The 17,450-nt window shown below is 65.5% G+C and carries 20 protein-coding genes; 5 read left to right on the forward strand and 15 right to left on the reverse strand.

What is annotated here, in order from left to right:
• Nucleotides 1-4: 4 nt before the first annotated feature.
• From AC54AF_RS10940 to AC54AF_RS10955, 4 genes are all read right to left on the reverse strand, one after another.
• Entirely contained in the window at nucleotides 5-535 is a 531-nt protein-coding gene (locus tag AC54AF_RS10940; protein ID WP_496636570.1) for a hypothetical protein, read from the reverse strand.
• Nucleotides 536-607: 72 nt separating this feature from the next.
• A complete protein-coding gene (locus AC54AF_RS10945) occupies nucleotides 608-1,813 on the reverse strand; it encodes an MFS transporter (protein ID WP_496636571.1) in 1,206 nt (401 codons plus the stop codon).
• 91 nt (nucleotides 1,814-1,904) lie between these two features.
• Nucleotides 1,905-2,807, reverse strand: coding sequence for a LysR substrate-binding domain-containing protein (locus AC54AF_RS10950; protein WP_496636572.1), 903 nt, complete (start codon nucleotides 2,805-2,807; stop codon nucleotides 1,905-1,907).
• Nucleotides 2,804-3,568, reverse strand: coding sequence for a TrmJ/YjtD family RNA methyltransferase (locus tag AC54AF_RS10955; RefSeq protein WP_131690027.1), 765 nt, complete (start codon nucleotides 3,566-3,568; stop codon nucleotides 2,804-2,806). The genes AC54AF_RS10950 and AC54AF_RS10955 overlap by 4 nt, the downstream gene beginning before the upstream one ends.
• Before the next feature lie 195 nt (nucleotides 3,569-3,763).
• Here AC54AF_RS10955 and AC54AF_RS10960 point away from each other — a divergent pair, with 195 nt between their 5' ends.
• The gene (locus AC54AF_RS10960) at nucleotides 3,764-4,546 is read left to right on the forward strand and encodes an inositol monophosphatase family protein (protein ID WP_035826389.1); all 783 of its coding nucleotides are present in this window, start codon (nucleotides 3,764-3,766) and stop codon (nucleotides 4,544-4,546) included.
• 74 nt (nucleotides 4,547-4,620) lie between these two features.
• Here the strand turns inward: AC54AF_RS10960 and AC54AF_RS10965 are convergent, their stop codons facing one another.
• The 10 genes from AC54AF_RS10965 to AC54AF_RS11010 form a co-directional block, all read right to left on the reverse strand.
• Nucleotides 4,621-5,562 carry a type II secretion system F family protein gene (locus AC54AF_RS10965; protein ID WP_496636626.1) on the reverse strand — a complete coding sequence of 314 codons (942 nt, stop codon included), beginning with the start codon at nucleotides 5,560-5,562 and terminating at the stop codon, nucleotides 4,621-4,623.
• 18 nt (nucleotides 5,563-5,580) lie between these two features.
• Nucleotides 5,581-6,546 carry a type II secretion system F family protein gene (locus AC54AF_RS10970; protein ID WP_496636573.1) on the reverse strand — a complete coding sequence of 322 codons (966 nt, stop codon included), beginning with the start codon at nucleotides 6,544-6,546 and terminating at the stop codon, nucleotides 5,581-5,583.
• A gap of 6 nt (nucleotides 6,547-6,552) precedes the next feature.
• Nucleotides 6,553-7,899 (reverse strand): TadA family conjugal transfer-associated ATPase, encoded by a 1,347-nt coding sequence (locus AC54AF_RS10975; protein WP_496636627.1) that lies wholly within the window; start codon nucleotides 7,897-7,899, stop codon nucleotides 6,553-6,555.
• Between the two features lie 50 nt (nucleotides 7,900-7,949).
• A complete protein-coding gene (locus AC54AF_RS10980) occupies nucleotides 7,950-9,110 on the reverse strand; it encodes a CpaE/TadZ family protein (RefSeq protein WP_496636574.1) in 1,161 nt (386 codons plus the stop codon).
• Nucleotides 9,111-9,147: 37 nt separating this feature from the next.
• Nucleotides 9,148-9,420 (reverse strand): pilus assembly protein, encoded by a 273-nt coding sequence (locus AC54AF_RS10985; protein WP_131690030.1) that lies wholly within the window; start codon nucleotides 9,418-9,420, stop codon nucleotides 9,148-9,150.
• A 9-nt stretch (nucleotides 9,421-9,429) separates the two neighbouring features.
• On the reverse strand, nucleotides 9,430-10,932 hold the full coding sequence (locus AC54AF_RS10990) for a type II and III secretion system protein family protein (RefSeq protein WP_496636575.1): 1,503 nt from the start codon (nucleotides 10,930-10,932) through the stop codon (nucleotides 9,430-9,432).
• A gap of 27 nt (nucleotides 10,933-10,959) precedes the next feature.
• Complete coding sequence (gene cpaB / locus AC54AF_RS10995; protein WP_131690032.1) at nucleotides 10,960-11,787, reverse strand: Flp pilus assembly protein CpaB; 828 nt, start codon at nucleotides 11,785-11,787, stop codon at nucleotides 10,960-10,962.
• 42 nt (nucleotides 11,788-11,829) lie between these two features.
• Nucleotides 11,830-12,390: an A24 family peptidase gene (locus AC54AF_RS11000; protein ID WP_496636576.1), complete on the reverse strand. Its 561-nt coding sequence runs from the start codon at nucleotides 12,388-12,390 to the stop codon at nucleotides 11,830-11,832.
• Nucleotides 12,391-12,505: 115 nt separating this feature from the next.
• Complete coding sequence (locus AC54AF_RS11005) at nucleotides 12,506-12,679, reverse strand: Flp family type IVb pilin (RefSeq protein WP_070304077.1); 174 nt, start codon at nucleotides 12,677-12,679, stop codon at nucleotides 12,506-12,508.
• A gap of 204 nt (nucleotides 12,680-12,883) precedes the next feature.
• A complete protein-coding gene (locus tag AC54AF_RS11010) occupies nucleotides 12,884-13,573 on the reverse strand; it encodes a LuxR C-terminal-related transcriptional regulator (RefSeq protein ID WP_496636577.1) in 690 nt (229 codons plus the stop codon).
• A gap of 555 nt (nucleotides 13,574-14,128) precedes the next feature.
• Between AC54AF_RS11010 and AC54AF_RS11015 the strand changes: the two genes are divergently transcribed.
• The 3 genes from AC54AF_RS11015 to AC54AF_RS11025 are packed head-to-tail and all read left to right on the forward strand — an operon-like array spanning nucleotide 14,129 to nucleotide 16,562.
• On the forward strand, nucleotides 14,129-14,617 hold the full coding sequence (locus AC54AF_RS11015; protein ID WP_496636578.1) for a TadE family protein: 489 nt from the start codon (nucleotides 14,129-14,131) through the stop codon (nucleotides 14,615-14,617).
• On the forward strand, nucleotides 14,617-15,222 hold the full coding sequence (locus AC54AF_RS11020; RefSeq protein WP_496636628.1) for a TadE/TadG family type IV pilus assembly protein: 606 nt from the start codon (nucleotides 14,617-14,619) through the stop codon (nucleotides 15,220-15,222). The genes AC54AF_RS11015 and AC54AF_RS11020 overlap by 1 nt, the downstream gene beginning before the upstream one ends.
• Entirely contained in the window at nucleotides 15,222-16,562 is a 1,341-nt protein-coding gene (locus tag AC54AF_RS11025; RefSeq protein WP_496636579.1) for a vWA domain-containing protein, read from the forward strand. Before AC54AF_RS11020 ends, AC54AF_RS11025 begins: the two co-directional genes overlap by 1 nt.
• A 27-nt stretch (nucleotides 16,563-16,589) precedes the next feature.
• Here AC54AF_RS11025 and AC54AF_RS11030 read toward each other — a convergent pair whose 3' ends face one another.
• A complete protein-coding gene (locus AC54AF_RS11030; RefSeq protein ID WP_496636580.1) occupies nucleotides 16,590-17,243 on the reverse strand; it encodes a hydrolase in 654 nt (217 codons plus the stop codon).
• Between AC54AF_RS11030 and AC54AF_RS11035 the strand changes: the two genes are divergently transcribed.
• The gene (locus AC54AF_RS11035) at nucleotides 17,242-17,418 is read left to right on the forward strand and encodes a hypothetical protein (protein WP_496636581.1); all 177 of its coding nucleotides are present in this window, start codon (nucleotides 17,242-17,244) and stop codon (nucleotides 17,416-17,418) included. The genes AC54AF_RS11030 and AC54AF_RS11035 overlap by 2 nt on opposite strands.
• Nucleotides 17,419-17,450: the final 32 nt, after the last annotated feature.

Below are 17,450 nucleotides of genomic sequence, written 5' to 3' on the forward strand. Positions count from 1 at the left end.
GGCCTTATGTACTCAGTTCGGGCATCGGCCCCGGATAGCCGATGGCGGCCCAGTGGGCGGCATCGGCATACCAGGCGCCGAGGATCAGGTCGTGCAGGGCCAGGTAGGCCGTCTGCAGTGTCGCCAGGCGGTGCGTGCGCCACGCTTGCAGAAAGGCGGCCACCTGCGCAGGATCCGCTTCGCGCCAGCCGCCATGCACGCCGGCGACGAAGCGCCGCGCGGGCGCCAGCGCCAGCAGGCCGAACAGGTCCTGCACTTCCTGCTGCGCGGCCAGGGGCAAGCCACGGATGGCCGTGTCCACGCCGGCGATGGCGCCATCGAGCGCCGCCGCCCGCGCAGCCGCTTGCGGCGGCGGCATGGCCTCGCCCAGCATGGCCGGCACGATGGCCGCCAGCGCCGCGCGCGCCGCGCCATCGAGGACGAAGCGGCCTGGCGGCGCCGGCCCGCGCACCAGGCGGTACGCGGCGCCGCCGGCGGCCAGCGCACAGGCGCCGAGCACGCCCAGTTTCAGAAACGATCTGCGTTGCAATCCCATGTGTCCCCTTGTTTTGTACGGCCTTTTGCAGGCCAGTGTACGCCAAAGGCAGTGGGCGTTTGAACGCAAAAACTAGAGCGGCGCGTCTAGTTTTTGCGACTGAAACCACAGCAGCGGCATGGCCAGCAGCGCCGCCAGCGCGCCGCCGATGGCGATGCTGGGCAAGCCGAATGCGACGATCAGCGCACCGCCCAGCGCGCCACCAAAGGCCGTGCCCACATTGAAGGCGGCGATATTCAGGCCCGCCGCCACGGCGTCGCTGCCCGGGCAATGCCGTTGCGCCAGGCGTAGCAGCCGCATGGTCGACAAGGTCACGAGGGCAAAGAACAGCAAGCCCAGGGTGCCGCACAGGGCCAGCATGGCCAGGGGCTGGGCCCGCAGCGCATAAAAGCCCAGCAGATTGAGCGCCAGCGCGGCCAGGGCCAGCACGGTGGAGCGCAGCGCGTGGGGACGGTCCGCGCACCAGCCGCCCAGCAGGTTGCCGCCGATGGCGCACGCGCCAAAGCACAGCATGGCGGCACTGAGCCAGCCCGCATCGAGTCCGCCCAGCTGCAGCAGGAAAGGCGAGACATACGTGAAAAAACTGAAGGTGGCCACGCTGACCAGCGCCGCCACGCCGGCCGCCAGCAGCAGAGGCGGTTGCAGGATGGCGCGCAGGCTGGCAAGGGCCGATGCGGCGGCAAGCCGCTGGCGCGCGGCCGGCATGGCCAAGCGCAGGCCCACGCCGCCGCACAGGGCCAGCACGCCGATGGCCGCAAACACCCAGCGCCACGACGCGACGGCGCCCAGCCACGTCCCCAGCGGCACGCCACCGGCCAGCGCCAGGGTCAGGCCCAGCCAGACGATGGACAGGGCCCGTCCCGCGCGGGACGGGTCGACCAGGCTGGTGGCCGCATGCGACGCCACCGCCATGAACACGCCATGCGCGAGACCGACGGCAAAGCGCACACAAAGCAGCGCGCCCAGTGCCGGCGCTTGCGCCATGGCCATGCTGCCGGCCGCCAGCACGAGCATGCTGGCCACCAGCACCTGGCGCGTGGACCGGCGCGCCAGCATGGCCGTCAGGACGGGCGCACCGATGGCCGCCCCCAGCGCATACGCGGCAATGGCGCCGCCGGCCGCCGCCACGCTGGCGTGCAAGTCGCGCGCCATGGGCGTCAACAGGCCGGCGGCGATGAATTCGCACAAACCAAAGGCAAAGCTGCACAGGGAGAGCAGATAAATGGAAGATGGCAGCGTGGCGGACGGCAGCACTGTGGGCGAGGACATGGTGGACATGGCAATTCCTGACAATCAAAAACGCCATGCTGGCCCCTGGGCCACCATCTGTAAAATATCTTGTTTGTCTTGAAACGAGACGCTGAACGTCTTAAAGAGTGGCGGACAGGCGCAGCTGCGCCAGCAGCCGCTCGCGCACGGGGGACGTGCGCCGTGGATCCCACGCCATGTACAGGTCAAGCTGGCGCAGCGCCTCGGGCGCATCGCCGTGCAGCGGCAGCATGACCACGCCCGCCGGCATGGACGCCGCCAAGCTGGCCGGCAGCAGGGCGGTACCAAAACCGGCCGCCACCAGTCCCAGCACCGTTTGCAAGCGGCGCGCCAGCTGCGCCACATTCGGCACGAAGCCCGCGTGCAGGCACAGGCTGGCCAGCTGGTCGTGGAAACCCTGGCCCAGGTCGCGCGGCGAAGCGACGAAATCGTCGCTGGCCAGGTCCGCCAGGTTCACGCGCGCCTGGTTCGCATAGCGGTGGTTCAACGGCAACGCCACGATGATGTCTTCGCCGGACAGGCGCTCGAAGCACAAGCCCGGCGTGCTGCGGCCGGGCGCGCGCAGCAGGGCGACATCGACTTCGCCTTTTTCCAGCCACTCGACTTGCTGCTGCGTCGATGCTTCGCGCAAGGTGAATTGCACGGCGGGCGAGGCGGCGCGAAACGCGCGCAAGGCATTCAATACGTGGGCATACGGCGTGATGTGGATGAAACTCAGGCGCAAGTGGCCCTCGATGCCCTGTGCCACGCGGCGCGTGGCCGCCACGCCCTCTTCCAGGCTGGCCAGCACCTGGCGCGCCGTGACCAGGAAAGCCGTGCCGGCCGGCGTCAAGCTGACCTTGCGGTTCGTGCGCTCGAAGACGGGGTAGCCAAGCGCTTCTTCCAGCCGCAATATCGCCTGCGACAACGGCGGCTGCGCCATGTGCAGCCGCTCGGCCGCGCGGCGGAAATTGAGTTCCTCGGCGACGGCGATGAACTGGCGCAGCAGCCGGGTCTCTATCATGGGCCTTTTTTGCTCATCGCCAGGATATGCCGGGCGATGCCGCGCAGGATATTGACTTCCTCCGTCTCCAGCCCCGTGCGCGAAAACAGGCGTTTCAGCCTTGGCATGAGCTTTTTCGGGTTGTCGGCGTCGAGGAAATCGATGGCGACCAGCGCCTCTTGCAAATGCGCATACATGCCGTCGACCTGCGCCAGGCTGGCCGCGTCGCCGTGGAAACCGACGGGACTGGCGACCTGTTCATCGCCGAGGGCCGCCACGCGGCATTCATAGGCGACGACCTGCGCCGCCTGCGACAGGTTCAGCGAGGAATACGCGGGATTGGCGGGAATGTTGATCAGCACATTGCACTGCTCGACGATTTCGTTGGGCAAGCCGAAGCGCTCGTTGCCGAAGATGACGGCTGCGTGCAAGTCTTCGCCGGCGGCCAGCTGGGCGGCGATGGCGCGCGGGGCCGTGACGGGCGGCGAGAATTCGCGCAACCTGGCCGAGACGGCCGCCGCGTAATTGCAGCCTTCGAGCGCCTCGGCGATCGAGCCGACGATGCGCGCGCCGGACAGAATATCCTGCGCGCCGCTGGCGAAGGCCACCGCTTCCGCATCCGTCAAGGCCTCGGGAAAGCGGGGGTTGACCAGCACCAGATCGGAAAAACCCATCGTTTTCATGGCGCGCGCGACGCCGCCAATGTTGCCAGGACGACTAGTTTCGACAAGAATAAATCGCAGGCGTTTGAAAAGAGACGTGTTGATTTCAGGCAGATTCATTTAAAATAGCGCTATTGCGCGGTATCGATACAGGAAATTTCGGGAAACGGAGTCACACAACGCTGACGCCAGGCCGGGATTTTAACCACTTCGGCACCGCTCCGCTCTTTAATTCATTCTTGCACTCTATCGTACCGGCGCCGCAAGGCGGCCATGGGCGGTCGCGTGCTTTTAACGGAAGCTCACATGCACCCAATGCTCAACACGGCGATCAAAGCCGCCCGCCGCGGCGCCGCCGTCATCAATCGCGCCTCTTTTGACCTCGACCGCGTCGTCGTCACGGAAAAACAACATAACGATTTCGTCACCGACGTCGACCAGGCGGCCGAACAAGCCATCATCGAGGTGCTGTCCAAAGCCTACCCGGACCACGCGTTCCTGGCTGAGGAATCGGGCGCTTCCGCCAACTCGCACGACGAGAATGAATATCAGTGGATCATCGACCCGATCGATGGCACCACCAACTTTATCCACGGCTTCCCGCAATACTGCATCTCGATCGCCCTCGCGCATCGCGGCGTCGTCACGCAAGCCGTCATCTACGACCCGGTACGCAATGACCTGTTTACGGCCACCAAGGGCGCCGGCGCCTACCTGAACGAAAAACGCATCCGCGTCACCAAGCTCGATCGCATCTCGAACGCCCTGCTGGGCACCGGCTACGTGGCCGGCAGCGCCCGCGCGCTGGACGAATACCTGAAGATGTACGCGATCATGGGCGAACGCAGCCAGGGCGTGCGCCGCGCCGGCTCGGCCGCGCTGGACCTGGCCTACGTCGCCTGCGGCCGCCTGGACGGCTTCTACGAAAAAGGCTTGAAGCCCTGGGATATCGCTGCCGGCGCCCTGATGATCACGGAATCGGGCGGCATCGTCGGTGAATTTTCCGGCGAATCGGACTACCTGTACAAGGGCGACGTCATCGCCGCCAGCCCGAAGATCTTTGGCCAGATGATCACCCTCTTGACGCCATTCGCCTGATTGCCAGGCAAGGGCTGACGTAAAAAAGCTGCCGGAGGCGACTCCGGCAGCTTTTTTTTGCTCCCGCCCGGCCCTCAGCTGCCGCGCATGGCCGGCAGCAGCACGCGGTAAATCTGCAGGAACGCCGGCCCCATCAGCACCACCATCAGCGAGGGGAAGATGAAAAAGATCAGCGGAAACAGCAGCTTGAGGGCGATCCTTGCCGCCGTTTCCTCGGCGCGCTGGCGCCGCCTGGTGCGCAGCTGGTCGGACTGCACGCGCAGCGACGCGGCGATGCTCGTGCCGAAGCGCTCGGCCTGGATCAGCAGGGTCACCAGCGCGTCCACATCTTCCACACCGGTGCGCAGGGCCAGGTTGCGCAGGGCCTTGTCCTTGGCGCTGCCGGCGCGCAGCTCCAAGGTCACCAGTTGCAGCTCTTCGGCCAGGACCGCGCTTTTCAGGCCGATTTCCTGCGCCACGCGCGCCAGTGCGGCATCCATCGCCAGCCCCGCTTCGACGCACACCGTCATCAGGTCCAGCGCATCGGGAAAGGTCTCGAACACTTCGCGCTGACGCTGTTTCAGGCAGTGCGACAGCCAGACATTCGGCAGGTAATAGCCGAGGGCCGCCGCCGCGACCAGCCACAACAGCATATTGTGCCCGCCCTGGCGCAGCAGGAAATACACGAGCAGCGGCAAGCCCGCGAACAGGCCCGTCTTGGCCGCGTAAAACAGGGCGGGCGCGGCCTGGCTGCGCCAGCCGGCATGCACGAAGCGGCGGCGGATGGGCGAACTTTCCCAGCCCTCGTCCGGCAGCGACAGCCTGGCCAGCGGGCGCGTCAGGCTGACGGCGCGCGCCAGCCAGCGCCGCCTGGCATGGCGATGCCGGTCGCCGGCGGCGCCGGCATCGCCGAGCGCCCGCAGCCGCTCCTGCACCGCGCTGCCGGCGCACAGGCGCAACACCAGCAGGGCCAGCGCGAAAACGATCAGGAACAGCAGGCCCAGCAAAGCCAACTGCGCCGCACTCATGCTGCTCATCATGTCGGTTCTTTCATGTCACACCCGGATGTTGATGATTTTTCTGATGCACAGCACGCCCAGCATCAGCAAGCCCAGCGATACGGCGACCATCTTGCGCCCGCCCGCATCCGTGTACAGCACGGCAATGAACTGCGGATTCATCCAGTGCATCATCAGCGCCGCGCCAAACGGCAGCAGGCCCAGGACCCAGGCCGACATGCGCCCTTCGGCCGACAGCACGCGCACCTGGCCCAGCAATTTCAGGCGGTCGCGGATGATGGCGCTGATGCTGCTCAGCAATTCAGTCAGGTTGCCGCCCGTTTCGCGCTGGATCAGCACGGCGATGACGAAATAGCGCAAGTCCGTGCTGGGCACGCGCGCGGCCAGGTTGCCCAGCGCATCGGCCATGGCGACGCCGAAACTGACTTCGTCGAACACGGCGCGAAACTCTTCGGCCAGCGGTCCCGTCATTTCCTCGCCCACCATTTTCAACGCGGTGGGAAAGGCATGGCCGGCGCGCATGGCGCGGCCCATCAGGTCGAGCGCGTCCGGCAGTTGCTGCTCGATGCGCGCCAGCCGCCGGCTCCTGGCGCGGCGCACCAGCAGATACGGCAGCGCGGCGCCGCTCACGCTCAGACCCAGGCGCACATACCATGGCAGCGGCAGCGCGCCGGCCAGCAGCAGGCCGGCCGTCCCGCCAAGTGCGCAATAGCCGAGGAAGCCGGCCACCAGCCAGCGCATGCCCGCCTGCAGCAGCAGCTGATCGAGACGCCGCGCGCCGGGCAAGCCTTCCAGCACGCCTTGCAGGAAGGCATGGGTGCTCAGCGGGCGCTGCTTGGTGATCGACTGCGCCTGTTCGCCATCGCTGGCCGTGTACATGGCTTGCAGGCGTCGCGCCACCCGCGCCGCGCCCGGCCCCCGTGCCGCCTGCCACGCCAGCCAGGCGCCGGCCAGCAACAGCACGGCCAGGAAGGTGAAAAGATAGACGAGGTAGGAAAGCATGGCGGATCAGCGCCCCGCCGCGATGGGTTCGAACAGGGCGGCCGACACGCCGATGCCAAAGCTGTTCAGGCGCTCGAGGAAGCGCGGGCGGATGCCGCTGGCCGAGAAATGCCCGACCACCGCGCCGCCCTCGGCCACGCCCGTCTGCCGGAAACTGAAGATTTCCTGCATCGTGATGACCTCCCCTTCCATGCCCGTGATTTCCTGGATCGAGGTGACCTTGCGCTTGCCGTCGATCAGGCGCGACACTTGCACCACCACCGAAACGGCCGAGCTGATCTGCTGCCGGATGGCCTTGCTGGGCAGGTTGGCGGCCGCCATGCTGATCATGTTCTCCAGCCGCGTGATGGCGTCGCGCGGCGTGTTGGCATGGATGGTGGCCATCGAGCCTTCATGGCCCGTGTTCATCGCGCCCAGCATGTCGAGCGCCTCGGCGCCGCGCACCTCGCCCAGGATGATGCGGTCGGGGCGCATGCGCAGGGCATTGCGCACCAGCGCGCGCTGGCTCACCTCCCCCTTGCCTTCGATATTCGCGGGCCGCGTTTCCAGGCGCACCACGTGCGGCTGCTGCAATTGCAGCTCGGCCGCGTCTTCCACCGTGACGATGCGTTCGGTCTGGCCGATAAAGCCGGACAGCACGTTGAGCATGGTGGTCTTGCCACTGCCCGTGCCGCCGGAAATGAGGATATTCATCTTCGCCTTGCCCAGGCCCTGCAGCACCTCGGCCATCTCGGCCGTCATGCTGTGGTAGGCGACCAGGTCGGCCAGGCGCAGCGGATCGACGGAGAAACGCCGGATCGACATCACGGGGCCGTCGATGGCCAGCGGCGGGATGATGGCGTTGACGCGCGAACCGTCGGGCAGGCGCGCATCGACCATGGGGCTCGATTCATCGATGCGGCGGCCCACGCGCGAGACGATCTTGTCGATGATCTTCATCAGGTGGGCGTCATCGTCGAAGCTGACGTCGGTCAGCTCCAGGCGCCCGCCGCGCTCCACATACACCTGCTTGTGGCCGTTGACCAGGATGTCCGACACGCCGGCATCGGCGAGCAGCGTTTCGAGCGGCCCGAAACCCAGCATCTCGTGCTGGATGTCGCGCGTCAGGCTCTTGCGCTCGGCGTCGTTGATGACCACCGCCTCTTCGTCCAGCAGGCGCTCGACCAGGCCGCGCAATTCGTCGCGGATACGCTCCTGCGACAGGCGCTGCATGCTTTCCAGGTCGACCCGTTCGAGCAGCAGGCCATGGATGCGCCGCTTGAGACCGCGGTAGCCGTGGTTGTCGATGGCCGCCGCGCGTTGCGGCGCGAGCACGGCGATCTTGGCGCTGCCGAGCCGTTCGCGGATGGACAAGGCGGCGATGGGGGAACTAGCCATGAAATGCTCCTGTTCTGGGTTGGGGATCAGGCGCGCCGCAGGACGCGGCCCAGCCAGCCCTGGCGCGCCGTGCCGGCCGCGCCGCCGGCCAGGCTGGCGGCGAACTCCTGCAGCGAACGGGTGATCGGGCTGGCCTTGTCGAGCTGCAGGATCGGCACGCCCTGGTTGACCGAGGCCGCCGCCGAGGCGTAGTGATTCGGCACGGTGCGGTAGACCGCCGTGCCATACGCCGCTTCCAGGTCGCGCAGGCGGATCTCGCCGCCCTTGTCGTGGCGGTTGACGATGATGTGCACCTTGTCCTTCGCGTATTCAAGCGAGCGGAACATGCCCAGCAGGCGCTTGCCGTCGCGGATGTAGGGCAAGGTCGCCTGCAGGACGGGAAAGATCATGTCGGCGTGATCGAGCGCGCGCACGCTGACGGCGTCGAGGTTGCGGCCCACGTCGAGCACGATGAAATCGTACTGGCGCCTGGCTTGCCGGATGATGGCGTCGATGTGCTCTGGCGCCACTTCGCTGGCGTGGGCCGGGTCCTCGGGCGCGGCCAGCACGCTGTAATTGGGCAGGATGTGCAGCATGCTCGAGCCCAGGAACGAAGGGTCGAGCCGGTGGATGTCGCGCGTGACGTCCGACAGCGTGGCCAGCGGCTTGTTCTCGGAAACGAAGAGCGAGGCGTCGCCAAAATGCAGGTTCATGTCGATCAGGGCAACGCGCTGCTGGCCGCCGGCGGCCAGCGCATAACCGAGGTTGCTGGCGATGAAAGTGGCACCGCTGCCGCCCTTGCAGGAGATGAAGGCCAGCACTTTGCCGTTGCCATGCTCGCGCCGCTCCAGCTTTTCCTCGATGCGTTCGAGCGCCGCATACAGGCTGGCCGGCGCGGCGGGATACGGCAGCACGTCGCGCACGCCCGCGCGCATGGCCTGCAGCAGGAATTCAGGCGCCTGCTGATGGCACAGCACGATGAAGGCCAGGCGCGGATGCAGGTTGCTGAGGCGTTCGATGGCGGCCAGGTCGCCGCCATCGTTCGACGGGCGGTCGAAGATCAGCACGTCGGGCAGCGACTGCGCCGCCTGCAGCGGTTCGAGCGTTTCGCCGCCTGCCTCGATCTCGTCGAGCCGGTTGCGGCTGCGCAGCAGCCGGCCCAGTTCGGACAGCGTTTTTTGATCCCTGGAGTGGATGGCGATTTTCACGATATGCCTTGCTGGTTCTGTGGTGACGATGCCAGGCTCACGGGCGCGCCCCGACGCCGATGGTGAAGGCGGCCGCTTGCGGGGCGGGCGCGGCAAAGCTTTTCTGATACGCCGCGTAGGCGGCCTGGGCGGCCTTGCCGTCCAGGCCGGCCACGGGGTCGCGGTTCGCGCCCGCCTGCGGCGACAGCACTTGCCGCAGGCGCAGTTGCGCGACGCTGTGGCCGAACTGCCGGTCCAGGTTCGGGGTGGCGGCGCAGCCGCTGGCGGCCAGCGCGGCCAGCAGCACAGAAAGGGAAAGGGAATGCTGCATCGGGTGCTCCTAGTGAATGTCCGGGCTGGCCGGCGCTGTCTGCGTGGCCGCTTCCTGCCGTGGCCGTGGCGCGCCAGCGCCTTCCATTTTTCCTTGCAAGAAAAACTCGCCGCGGCTGGGCGCCACATAGGTGTCGGTCGGCAAGACGATGTCGCCGTCGAGCGGCTTGACCAGGTGCGGCGTGATGATGAACACCAGCTCGGTGCGGTCGGTCTGGAAATCGCTGCTGCGGAACAGCGCGCCCAGCACGGGAATCTCGCCCAGGAAGGGCAAGGCCTTGATATTGGTCGTCACATTGTTCTTGATCAAGCCGCCCACGGCAAAACTCTGGCCGTCGAACAGCTGCACCGTGGTGGTGGTTCGCCGCGTGGTAAAGGCCGGCAGCACCGCATTGGCGGCGGTGCCCCCGCCGGTGGTGATGCCGATGCCTTCGCGGTTCAGCTCCGACACTTCCGGCGCCACCTTCAGGTTGATGCGTCCGCCTTCCAGCACGGTGGGAGTGAACTTGACGGCAATGCCGAATTCCTTTTCCTCCAGCGTGATCTTGTTGGTGGTGCTGTCTTGCGCGACCGGAATGAAAATCTTGCCGCCCGCCAGGAAACTGGCTTCCTGGCCACTGATGGCCATGATGTTCGGTTCGGCCAGCACCTTGACCAGGCCATCGCGCTTTTGCGCATCGAGCGTCAGAGCGTTGCCATTCTTGCCGTGCACGGCGCCCAGCTGGCTGGGGTTGCCGCTGAGCAGGTTCGACAGCAGGCCGTAGCTCCAGTTGCCGCGCGTGCCGCTGATGCCCACGCTGGCGCCCAGCTGGTCGACCAGGGTCTTCGACACTTCGGCGATCTTCACTTCCAGCATGACCTGTTGCGGCGCCGCGATCGTCAGCATATTGATGACCTTGACGCCGGCGGCGGCATTGACAGCGCTGGCAGCGCCGTCGGCCGGCGCGGCCGCTTCGCCGGTGCCGCGCTGCGCATAGGCTTGCGCCATGTCGAGGATCTGGCTGGCCTTGACGCTGTCGCTCACCTGCCCCGACAGCACGATGCTGCCGCCGGCCGCGCCGGCCTTGACGGCCCGCTCGCCGGGAAAGACATAGGCCAGCTGCGCCTGCAAGCCCTCGACGTCGATCTCGACTTCAATGTCGACGATCACGGGGCGCTGCTGCCGGTCCCACAGGATCAGGTTGGTGCTGCCCGGGGCCAGGCCCCAGACGAACAGCTGGCTGGACGAACCCAGCATCCTGGCGCCGGCCACGCGCGGATCGTTGACGGCGATCTGCGACACCGGCAGGCTCAGGCTGCGCAAGGTGGACTTGCCCACGGCGATGCGCACGGGTGCGCCCAGGCGGGCGATGTCGGCACCCAGCGACATGGCCGGCGCCGCGACGGGCGACATGACGGCCTGCCTGGCCGGCGGCGCCGCGCTGGCGATGCCCGGCCAGGCCAGGCCTGCCGCCGCGCCGCCCAGGGCCAGGACCAGGCGCATGCCCGGGGCGTGCTTACGAAATGTGTTCATCGATCATCCTTGCTTGCCTGCTGATGTTTAAAATTGCTGGACGCTCGTATCCATGCCCTTGATGACGGTGATGCTGTCGCGCGCGGGAGCGCGTGCCGGGACCGCCTGGCGCCGCGCCGCGCGCACCGGCGCGGCCGCCGGCGCCTTCAGTTCCAGCAGCGACTCCTTGGTGGCGCCGTCCGTGGTGACAGGTGCCGGATCGACCTGGTTGCGCAGCACCAGCGACAGGCTGCCCACGCTGCGCGCCAGGTCCAGCTTTTCCACCTGCTCCGGCGTCAGCTCCAGGGTCACGGCATTGACCACCTTGGGCTTGTTGTCGTCGCGGCCGGACTCCTGCGCCACGGCCAGCACCAGGATGCGTTCGAGCACGATCTTGGAAATGGCCAGCGGCCCGCCGCCCGCCGGCCTGGCGCGGTCATCCTGCGTATGCACGAGAATGTCGACGAAATTGCCCGGCAGGGCGAAGCCGGCCACGCCCACCACGTCGTTGACGCGCACGGTCATGGCGCGCTTGCCGGCAGCCACGATGGCCGACAGGCCGCCGGTGGCGCCAGGCGGCGCGAGCTTGCTTTCCAGCACAGGCTCGCCCCTGCTGACGGCCGTGCGCGTGATGCGCCCGTCCAGCGCGCCGGCCTCGCCAAACGCCCCCGGCGGCATGGCACCCGCCGGCCAGTCCATGCCGCGCAGCATGGCCGGCGTCACCTTCGCGCCCACGCCGATATCGACCAGCGCGACCATCACCGTCTGGCTGGCCGGCGCGCCCTGCCCTGACATCCAGCGCGCCGCCGCCAGCACGGCGCCTCCCGCCATCAGCAGCGCCAGCAGCAGCACGATCGCAACGCGGCTATTTCTCATGATTTTTCCTCTTGGTAAAACTTGGGTTTCCGGACGGGTGCGTCATGCATGGCCGCCGGCCGCCAGGGCCAGCCAGATGGCGGTGCCGGCGGCAATGGCGATTGCGTACGGCAAGTTGCCACCCGGTACGGCGGGCGCGCCGACACGCGGCACCTCGCCTGCCGCGGCGCGCAGCCAGCCTTGCAGCAGCCATTGCCGGACATTGGCCATGGACTGGCGCAGCGTGCCCTGGCACAGGGCGACGGCCAGCGCCAGCACGCCGCCCGCGAGCAGGCTGCACAGCACGGCAAACACGGCGGGGCGCGGGCCAAGAAAAGCCCCCACCATCGCCATCAGCTTGACGTCGCCCGCGCCCAGCGCCTTCATCACATACATGGGCAGCAGCAAGCCCAGGCCGACGGCCAGGCCGCCCAGCGCCAGCCACGGCCCGGCCGGCGTCACGCCGGGCAGTGCCAGGCTGTTGAGCAGCACGCCAAGCACGGCGCCGGAAAACACCAGCCGGTTGGGAATGCGCCGGCGGCGCACGTCATGCCAGACAGCCGCGGCAAGCAGCCCCCACAAGACCATGGCGGGGCTGAACGTCCAGAAAGAATGAGGGTCCATCGTGTACCTGATGCAAGCCGAGCGCATGACGGCATGCGCATCGTTGGGCGGGAAATCGGCAGGCCGCTGCGCATGGGCAGCGGCCTGCCGGGGTGCAGCGCGGTGGGCAGGCGCCTTAGATCGCCGCGCCCGTCAGCTTGGTGCCGATCGCCTTGAAGGCGCCATCGAGGCCGGTGGTGAAATAGCCGACGGCCGTGACCAGCGCCGCGGCCACCAGCGCCGCGATCAGCGCATATTCGATGGCCGTCACGCCATCTTCTTCGGCGATAAAGTTTTTAATGCAATTCATATTATTCCCTTTCAGGTCAAGTTTCAAACATGATAAAAACTGAAAATACAGTCTGAAAATAAAAACATCATCCTTGTTTTTATTTGCCAATTTCTGATGCGTGTATTTTATATAAACAAACATAAAACCGAATCAGAGAAAAGTCATTTTATGCGCAGTACAAATCATCTTAATTTTTTGTCTATAATCAGTACATATGTACTGTCATTCCGCGTGGACGGGCTCGGCCAGCCGGTTGCGGGTGGCGTACACATATAATTCCAGGCGGTTGGTGACATCGAGCTTGCTGTAGATCGATGTCAGATGATTACGCAAGGTTTGCTCCGAGATAAAAGCGCGCTGGGCTATCGCACGGTTCAGCGCGCCATTTCCTTCCACCATCATGGCAACGATCTTGCGCTCCTTCAGCGTCAGCCTGGCGATCCGCTGCTCTTCCGGATCGGGCGCCGCCTCCGGCTTGTTCAGCACGCCCAGCATGCTGTCGAGCAGCGCAGGATCCAGGCACAATTCGCCCCGATGCAGGCGGGCGATGGCGTCGACCATTTGCTTGACGGACGTTTCCTTGCCCAGCACCGCGCGCGCGCCGCTGCGCACGGCGCGCCCGCATGCGGCCTGGTCCTGCGTGCCGCTGAACAGCAATGCGCGCGAGACGCCATTGCCGAGCAGCTGCGGCAGATAGTCGATGGCGCAGGCGCCGCCGCAGCCAAGGTCGGCGTCCAGCACGATGACGTCGGGACACAGGGTCCGGGCCAGCAGCAGCGCGCTGTCGATCTCGGTGGAGCTGGCCACCACCTGCATCGCCGGCTGGGCACCGGCGAGCAACTGCTCCAGGCCCCACAGCCAGGTCTTGTGGTCCGACACCAGCATGACGCGGATGACATTGTTTGTTGACATGCTTTACCTCTTTACTTGTAGCCCACTCCCATCGGGGAATGCTGTTGATCCGAATCGGCTTGCCTGCCTCGTCCGCGCGCGCCTTCTGCTGCCGCGCGCAGGGGAAAGAAGTCATGGGGGCACAAGAGGCCTTGGGCCGGCACGCGCCAACGCGGTGCGTGCCCCAGGGCAGCGGTCGCCGCATGCCGGGTGGGTGCCGATGGATGGGCAGCGTGGCCTGGGCGGGAGCGCCGCTGGCGCGCCATCGCTGCTGCCACCGCTGCTGTTGCTTACATTGCAGCATTTTTGTTGCATCATCTTGCAAAACAAGTCCTTGCCTGCACGCAGGACAATCCTGACACCAGGCCTGTTTTCATACCCGCGCATATTACTCCCGGCCCTGTCGGGACGGAGCATGCACGTTTGAAATAGCGCAGTTAATTACGATTATCTTGACCTGTAATAATTTAAATGGCGGACACGCCCTTGAAAATCGATATAGAATAATCGCCAGTCAAATGGCGCAATGCCAGCCGCCCGACATTCGTCACCGCGGAACTTAACCGGATTATTCCCATGCGTTTAAAACAGGCCGATTCCCGCATATTCCGCAAGCCCGGCGGACAAGGCGGCGCCACCCTGGTTGAATTGGCCCTGATCACACCGGTCTTTCTCATGCTGATAATCGGCATCATCGAATTGAGCATGGCCTATTTTGCCAATATGACCATGCAGCACGCGGTGCGCGAAGGCGCGCGCTATGCCGTCACGGGGGCCAAAGACCTCGACCCGAACAGCGCCAACCAGCAGCGCTACCAGGCCGTGATGCACAAAATACGCGACAGTTCCATGGGCATGTATGACAAGGTCAGCCCCGTGATCTCCGTCAACGGCAGCGATGCGGTGGGCGCCGCCATGTTCGGCCAGGCCGGCGATATCGTCGTCATTTCCGTCGATTGCCGCTGGGCGTTCGCCACGCCTTTGATCCGTGCCCTGTTCCGCGACGGCCAGGCGCATTTCGTGGTGGCCGCCACCATGCGCAATGAAAGCTTTGGCGGCCTGTGATGCGCTCCCACCGTCCGGCACGCCGTGCCGCGCGCGGCATTGCCGCCATCGAATTTGCCATCGTGCTGCCCTTGCTGGCCTTGCTGCTGTTCATGCTGGCCGACCTGTCGCGCGCCATCCAGGCCAAGACCATCCTGCTCAATATCAGCCGCGAAGGCGCCAACCTGTCCGCACGCGCCACGTCCGACCTGAGCGCCTCCAGCCAGGGCATCATGAATGCGCTGGCGGCCACCACCCCGCCGCTGGACATGAAGGGACGCGGCATGATCTACATCACCAAGATCATGGGCTACACGGCAAAGAGCGGCTTGCGCAATATCGTGCTGGAACAGTACCGCTGGGAGGCTGGCGCGAAGGCCAGCGGCTACCTGCCCGCCAGCCAGGTGTGGCAATGCGGCAGCTGGAGCAATGGCACGTGCAGCGGCATCGCCAGGGACGAATACGCCCCCACGGTGTCATTGATGCAGAGCCAGTTGGCCGATGGCGAACTGATTTACGCCGTGGAAACTTTCTACCATTTCGACATGCTGTTCGGCACCTTGAAATTTGGCAACAGCACGACGCCCGTGCTGGCGCCCAACCTCACTTCGATGACGGTATTCTGATGCGCATTCCACACAAGCGGCAAGGCGGGCAAGTGCTGGTCATGGTGGCGCTGTCGGCCGTCGTCCTGATCGCCTCCGTGGGCCTGGCCATCGATTCGGCCCTCGGCTACTTCGTCAAGGCCAAGCTCAATGCGGCCGTCGATGCGGCCAGCCTGGCGGCGGCGCGCGGCGTCACCGCGGGCAGCTCGGAAGAGGCACAGCGGGCCAGTGCGCGCCAGTCGGCAAGGGATTTTTTTGACATCAATTATCCGGATCACTTCCTGCTGTCGACGCCGACCCTCCATCCCGTCGACGTCACGTTCGACAGGGGTAGCGTCACCATCGACGTTTCTGCCACCGCCTCGCTGCCCGTCTCGCTGATGGGCGTACTCGGTTTCAAGACCCTGAACGTGGCGGCCAGCGCGCAAACCATCCGCAAGGACCTGGACATGGTGCTGGTGATGGACACGTCGCGTTCGCTGGAAAACAATGCGGACGCCGTGCGGGCGGCGGGCAAGTCCTTCCTGAACAAATTCAATTCCACGGTCGACCGGGTCGGCTTGCTGCACTTCGCTTCGGAAGCGCAAATCGACGTGCCGATCAGGCAGGTCGAGCGCGGTTTCGACCGCAGCGGCATGACCATGAAAGGCGGAAAGATCGATCAATTCACCTTTGTCGGCGGCACCAACTCTTCCGCCGGCATGTTCCAGGCACGCAAGCAGCTGAAGGACATCGCCCAGGTCAACCGCTCCAGCCTGCGCGTCATCGTGTTTTTTTCCGACGGCTCGCCAGCGGCGTTTTCCGCGTACTTTCCCAATGCCGGCGGCAAATGCCAGACGGCGGGCGGGCTCGCGACCTTTCCGACACTGCAAAACCCGGCATTGGCCGGCCTGTACCGGATGAAAGTGAGCGACACGCTGCAGTACGGCGATTGCGCCGCCAATCAGATCACCGCGCTTCCCGCATGGTATAACGCGAATAATGACGCGGCGCTGCGCGAATTTCCCATCGTGACCAACACGCCCCGTGTCGTGACCGCTTCCATCGCCTCGGCGCAAGTGCAATGGACGAATGTGCACCGCGCCTCGCGCAACCTGGTCGAGGCGATGGCAGCCAAGGCGCGCCAGGAAGGCATTTTCGTCTTTACCCTGGGCATGGGCAGTTCGCTGACCAAGCCCGAGGGCCCGGACAAGGAAAAAGGCGAAGACTTGCTGCGCTGCCTGGCCAACGCGCCCGATGCGAAAGCCAGCTGCCGCAAGCCGGCCGAACCCGTGGGCTTGTACTGCTATGCGGCCACCGAAAGCGAGCTGAGCCCATGTTTCACGCGCCTCGCCTCGGCCATTTTGCGTATTTCCAAATAAGTAGCGGCGGCGGGGCATCAGTGAAAATCAATGGCCTTCGCTGGCGTTGAACATCGATTTGGCGTAGATCAAGCCCAGGCCATAGCCGCCACCGTGCGCCACGGCCGTCGCCACCGTCTCGTCGTAGGTTTCGCCACGGGCCCAGTCGCGCTGCAGTTCCAGCAAGTATTGCACGGACGTCATCGGCTGCGCGCCCGCCTGCAGCATGCGCTGCATGGCCATCGCATGCGCTTCATCGGAGACGTCGCCGCTGGCGTCGGCGATCACATAGACTTCAAAACCCTGTTCCAGCGCCGACAGGGCTGGCCCCACGATGCAGACGGACGTCCACAGGCCGGCCAGCACGATCTTGCCCTTGCCGTAGCCATTCACCTTGTCGGCGATGCGCGCATCTTCCCAGGTATTCATGCTGCTGCGGTCGATCGGCGCCTGTTCCGGGAAGACGGACTGGATTTCATCGAAGATGGGGCCGGAGAACGATGTGGCGGCCACCGTCGTCAAAATCGTCGGCACCTTGAATTCACACGCCGCCTTGGCCACCAGTGCCGCATTGTTGCGCAGCAAGGCCAGGTCGATGGAACGGGTGGCGAACGCCATCTGCGACTGGTGGTCGATCATGATCAGGGTATGATCGTTCGGGGTCAGCAGTTTTTGTGCGGCTTGGGCGGTGGCGACAGGCATGATGTTTTCCTTAGTGAAAATAATTGAATATGAAAAAGAAAGCTCGTTATACGGCGTTTCTGCTCCTGCCCTTGCGCCACGCTGTGTGCGCCGGGCCAGTGCCATGCAGTATGGACGAGATACTTTGAAAACAAAAACGGAAAAAATGCCAAGCCATATGCAATTTTTTCGATGATATAAAATAGCCGCAGCAGCGGCCCGCACATC

The sequence above is a fragment of the Janthinobacterium sp. JF4 genome (genome assembly GCF_059617925.1).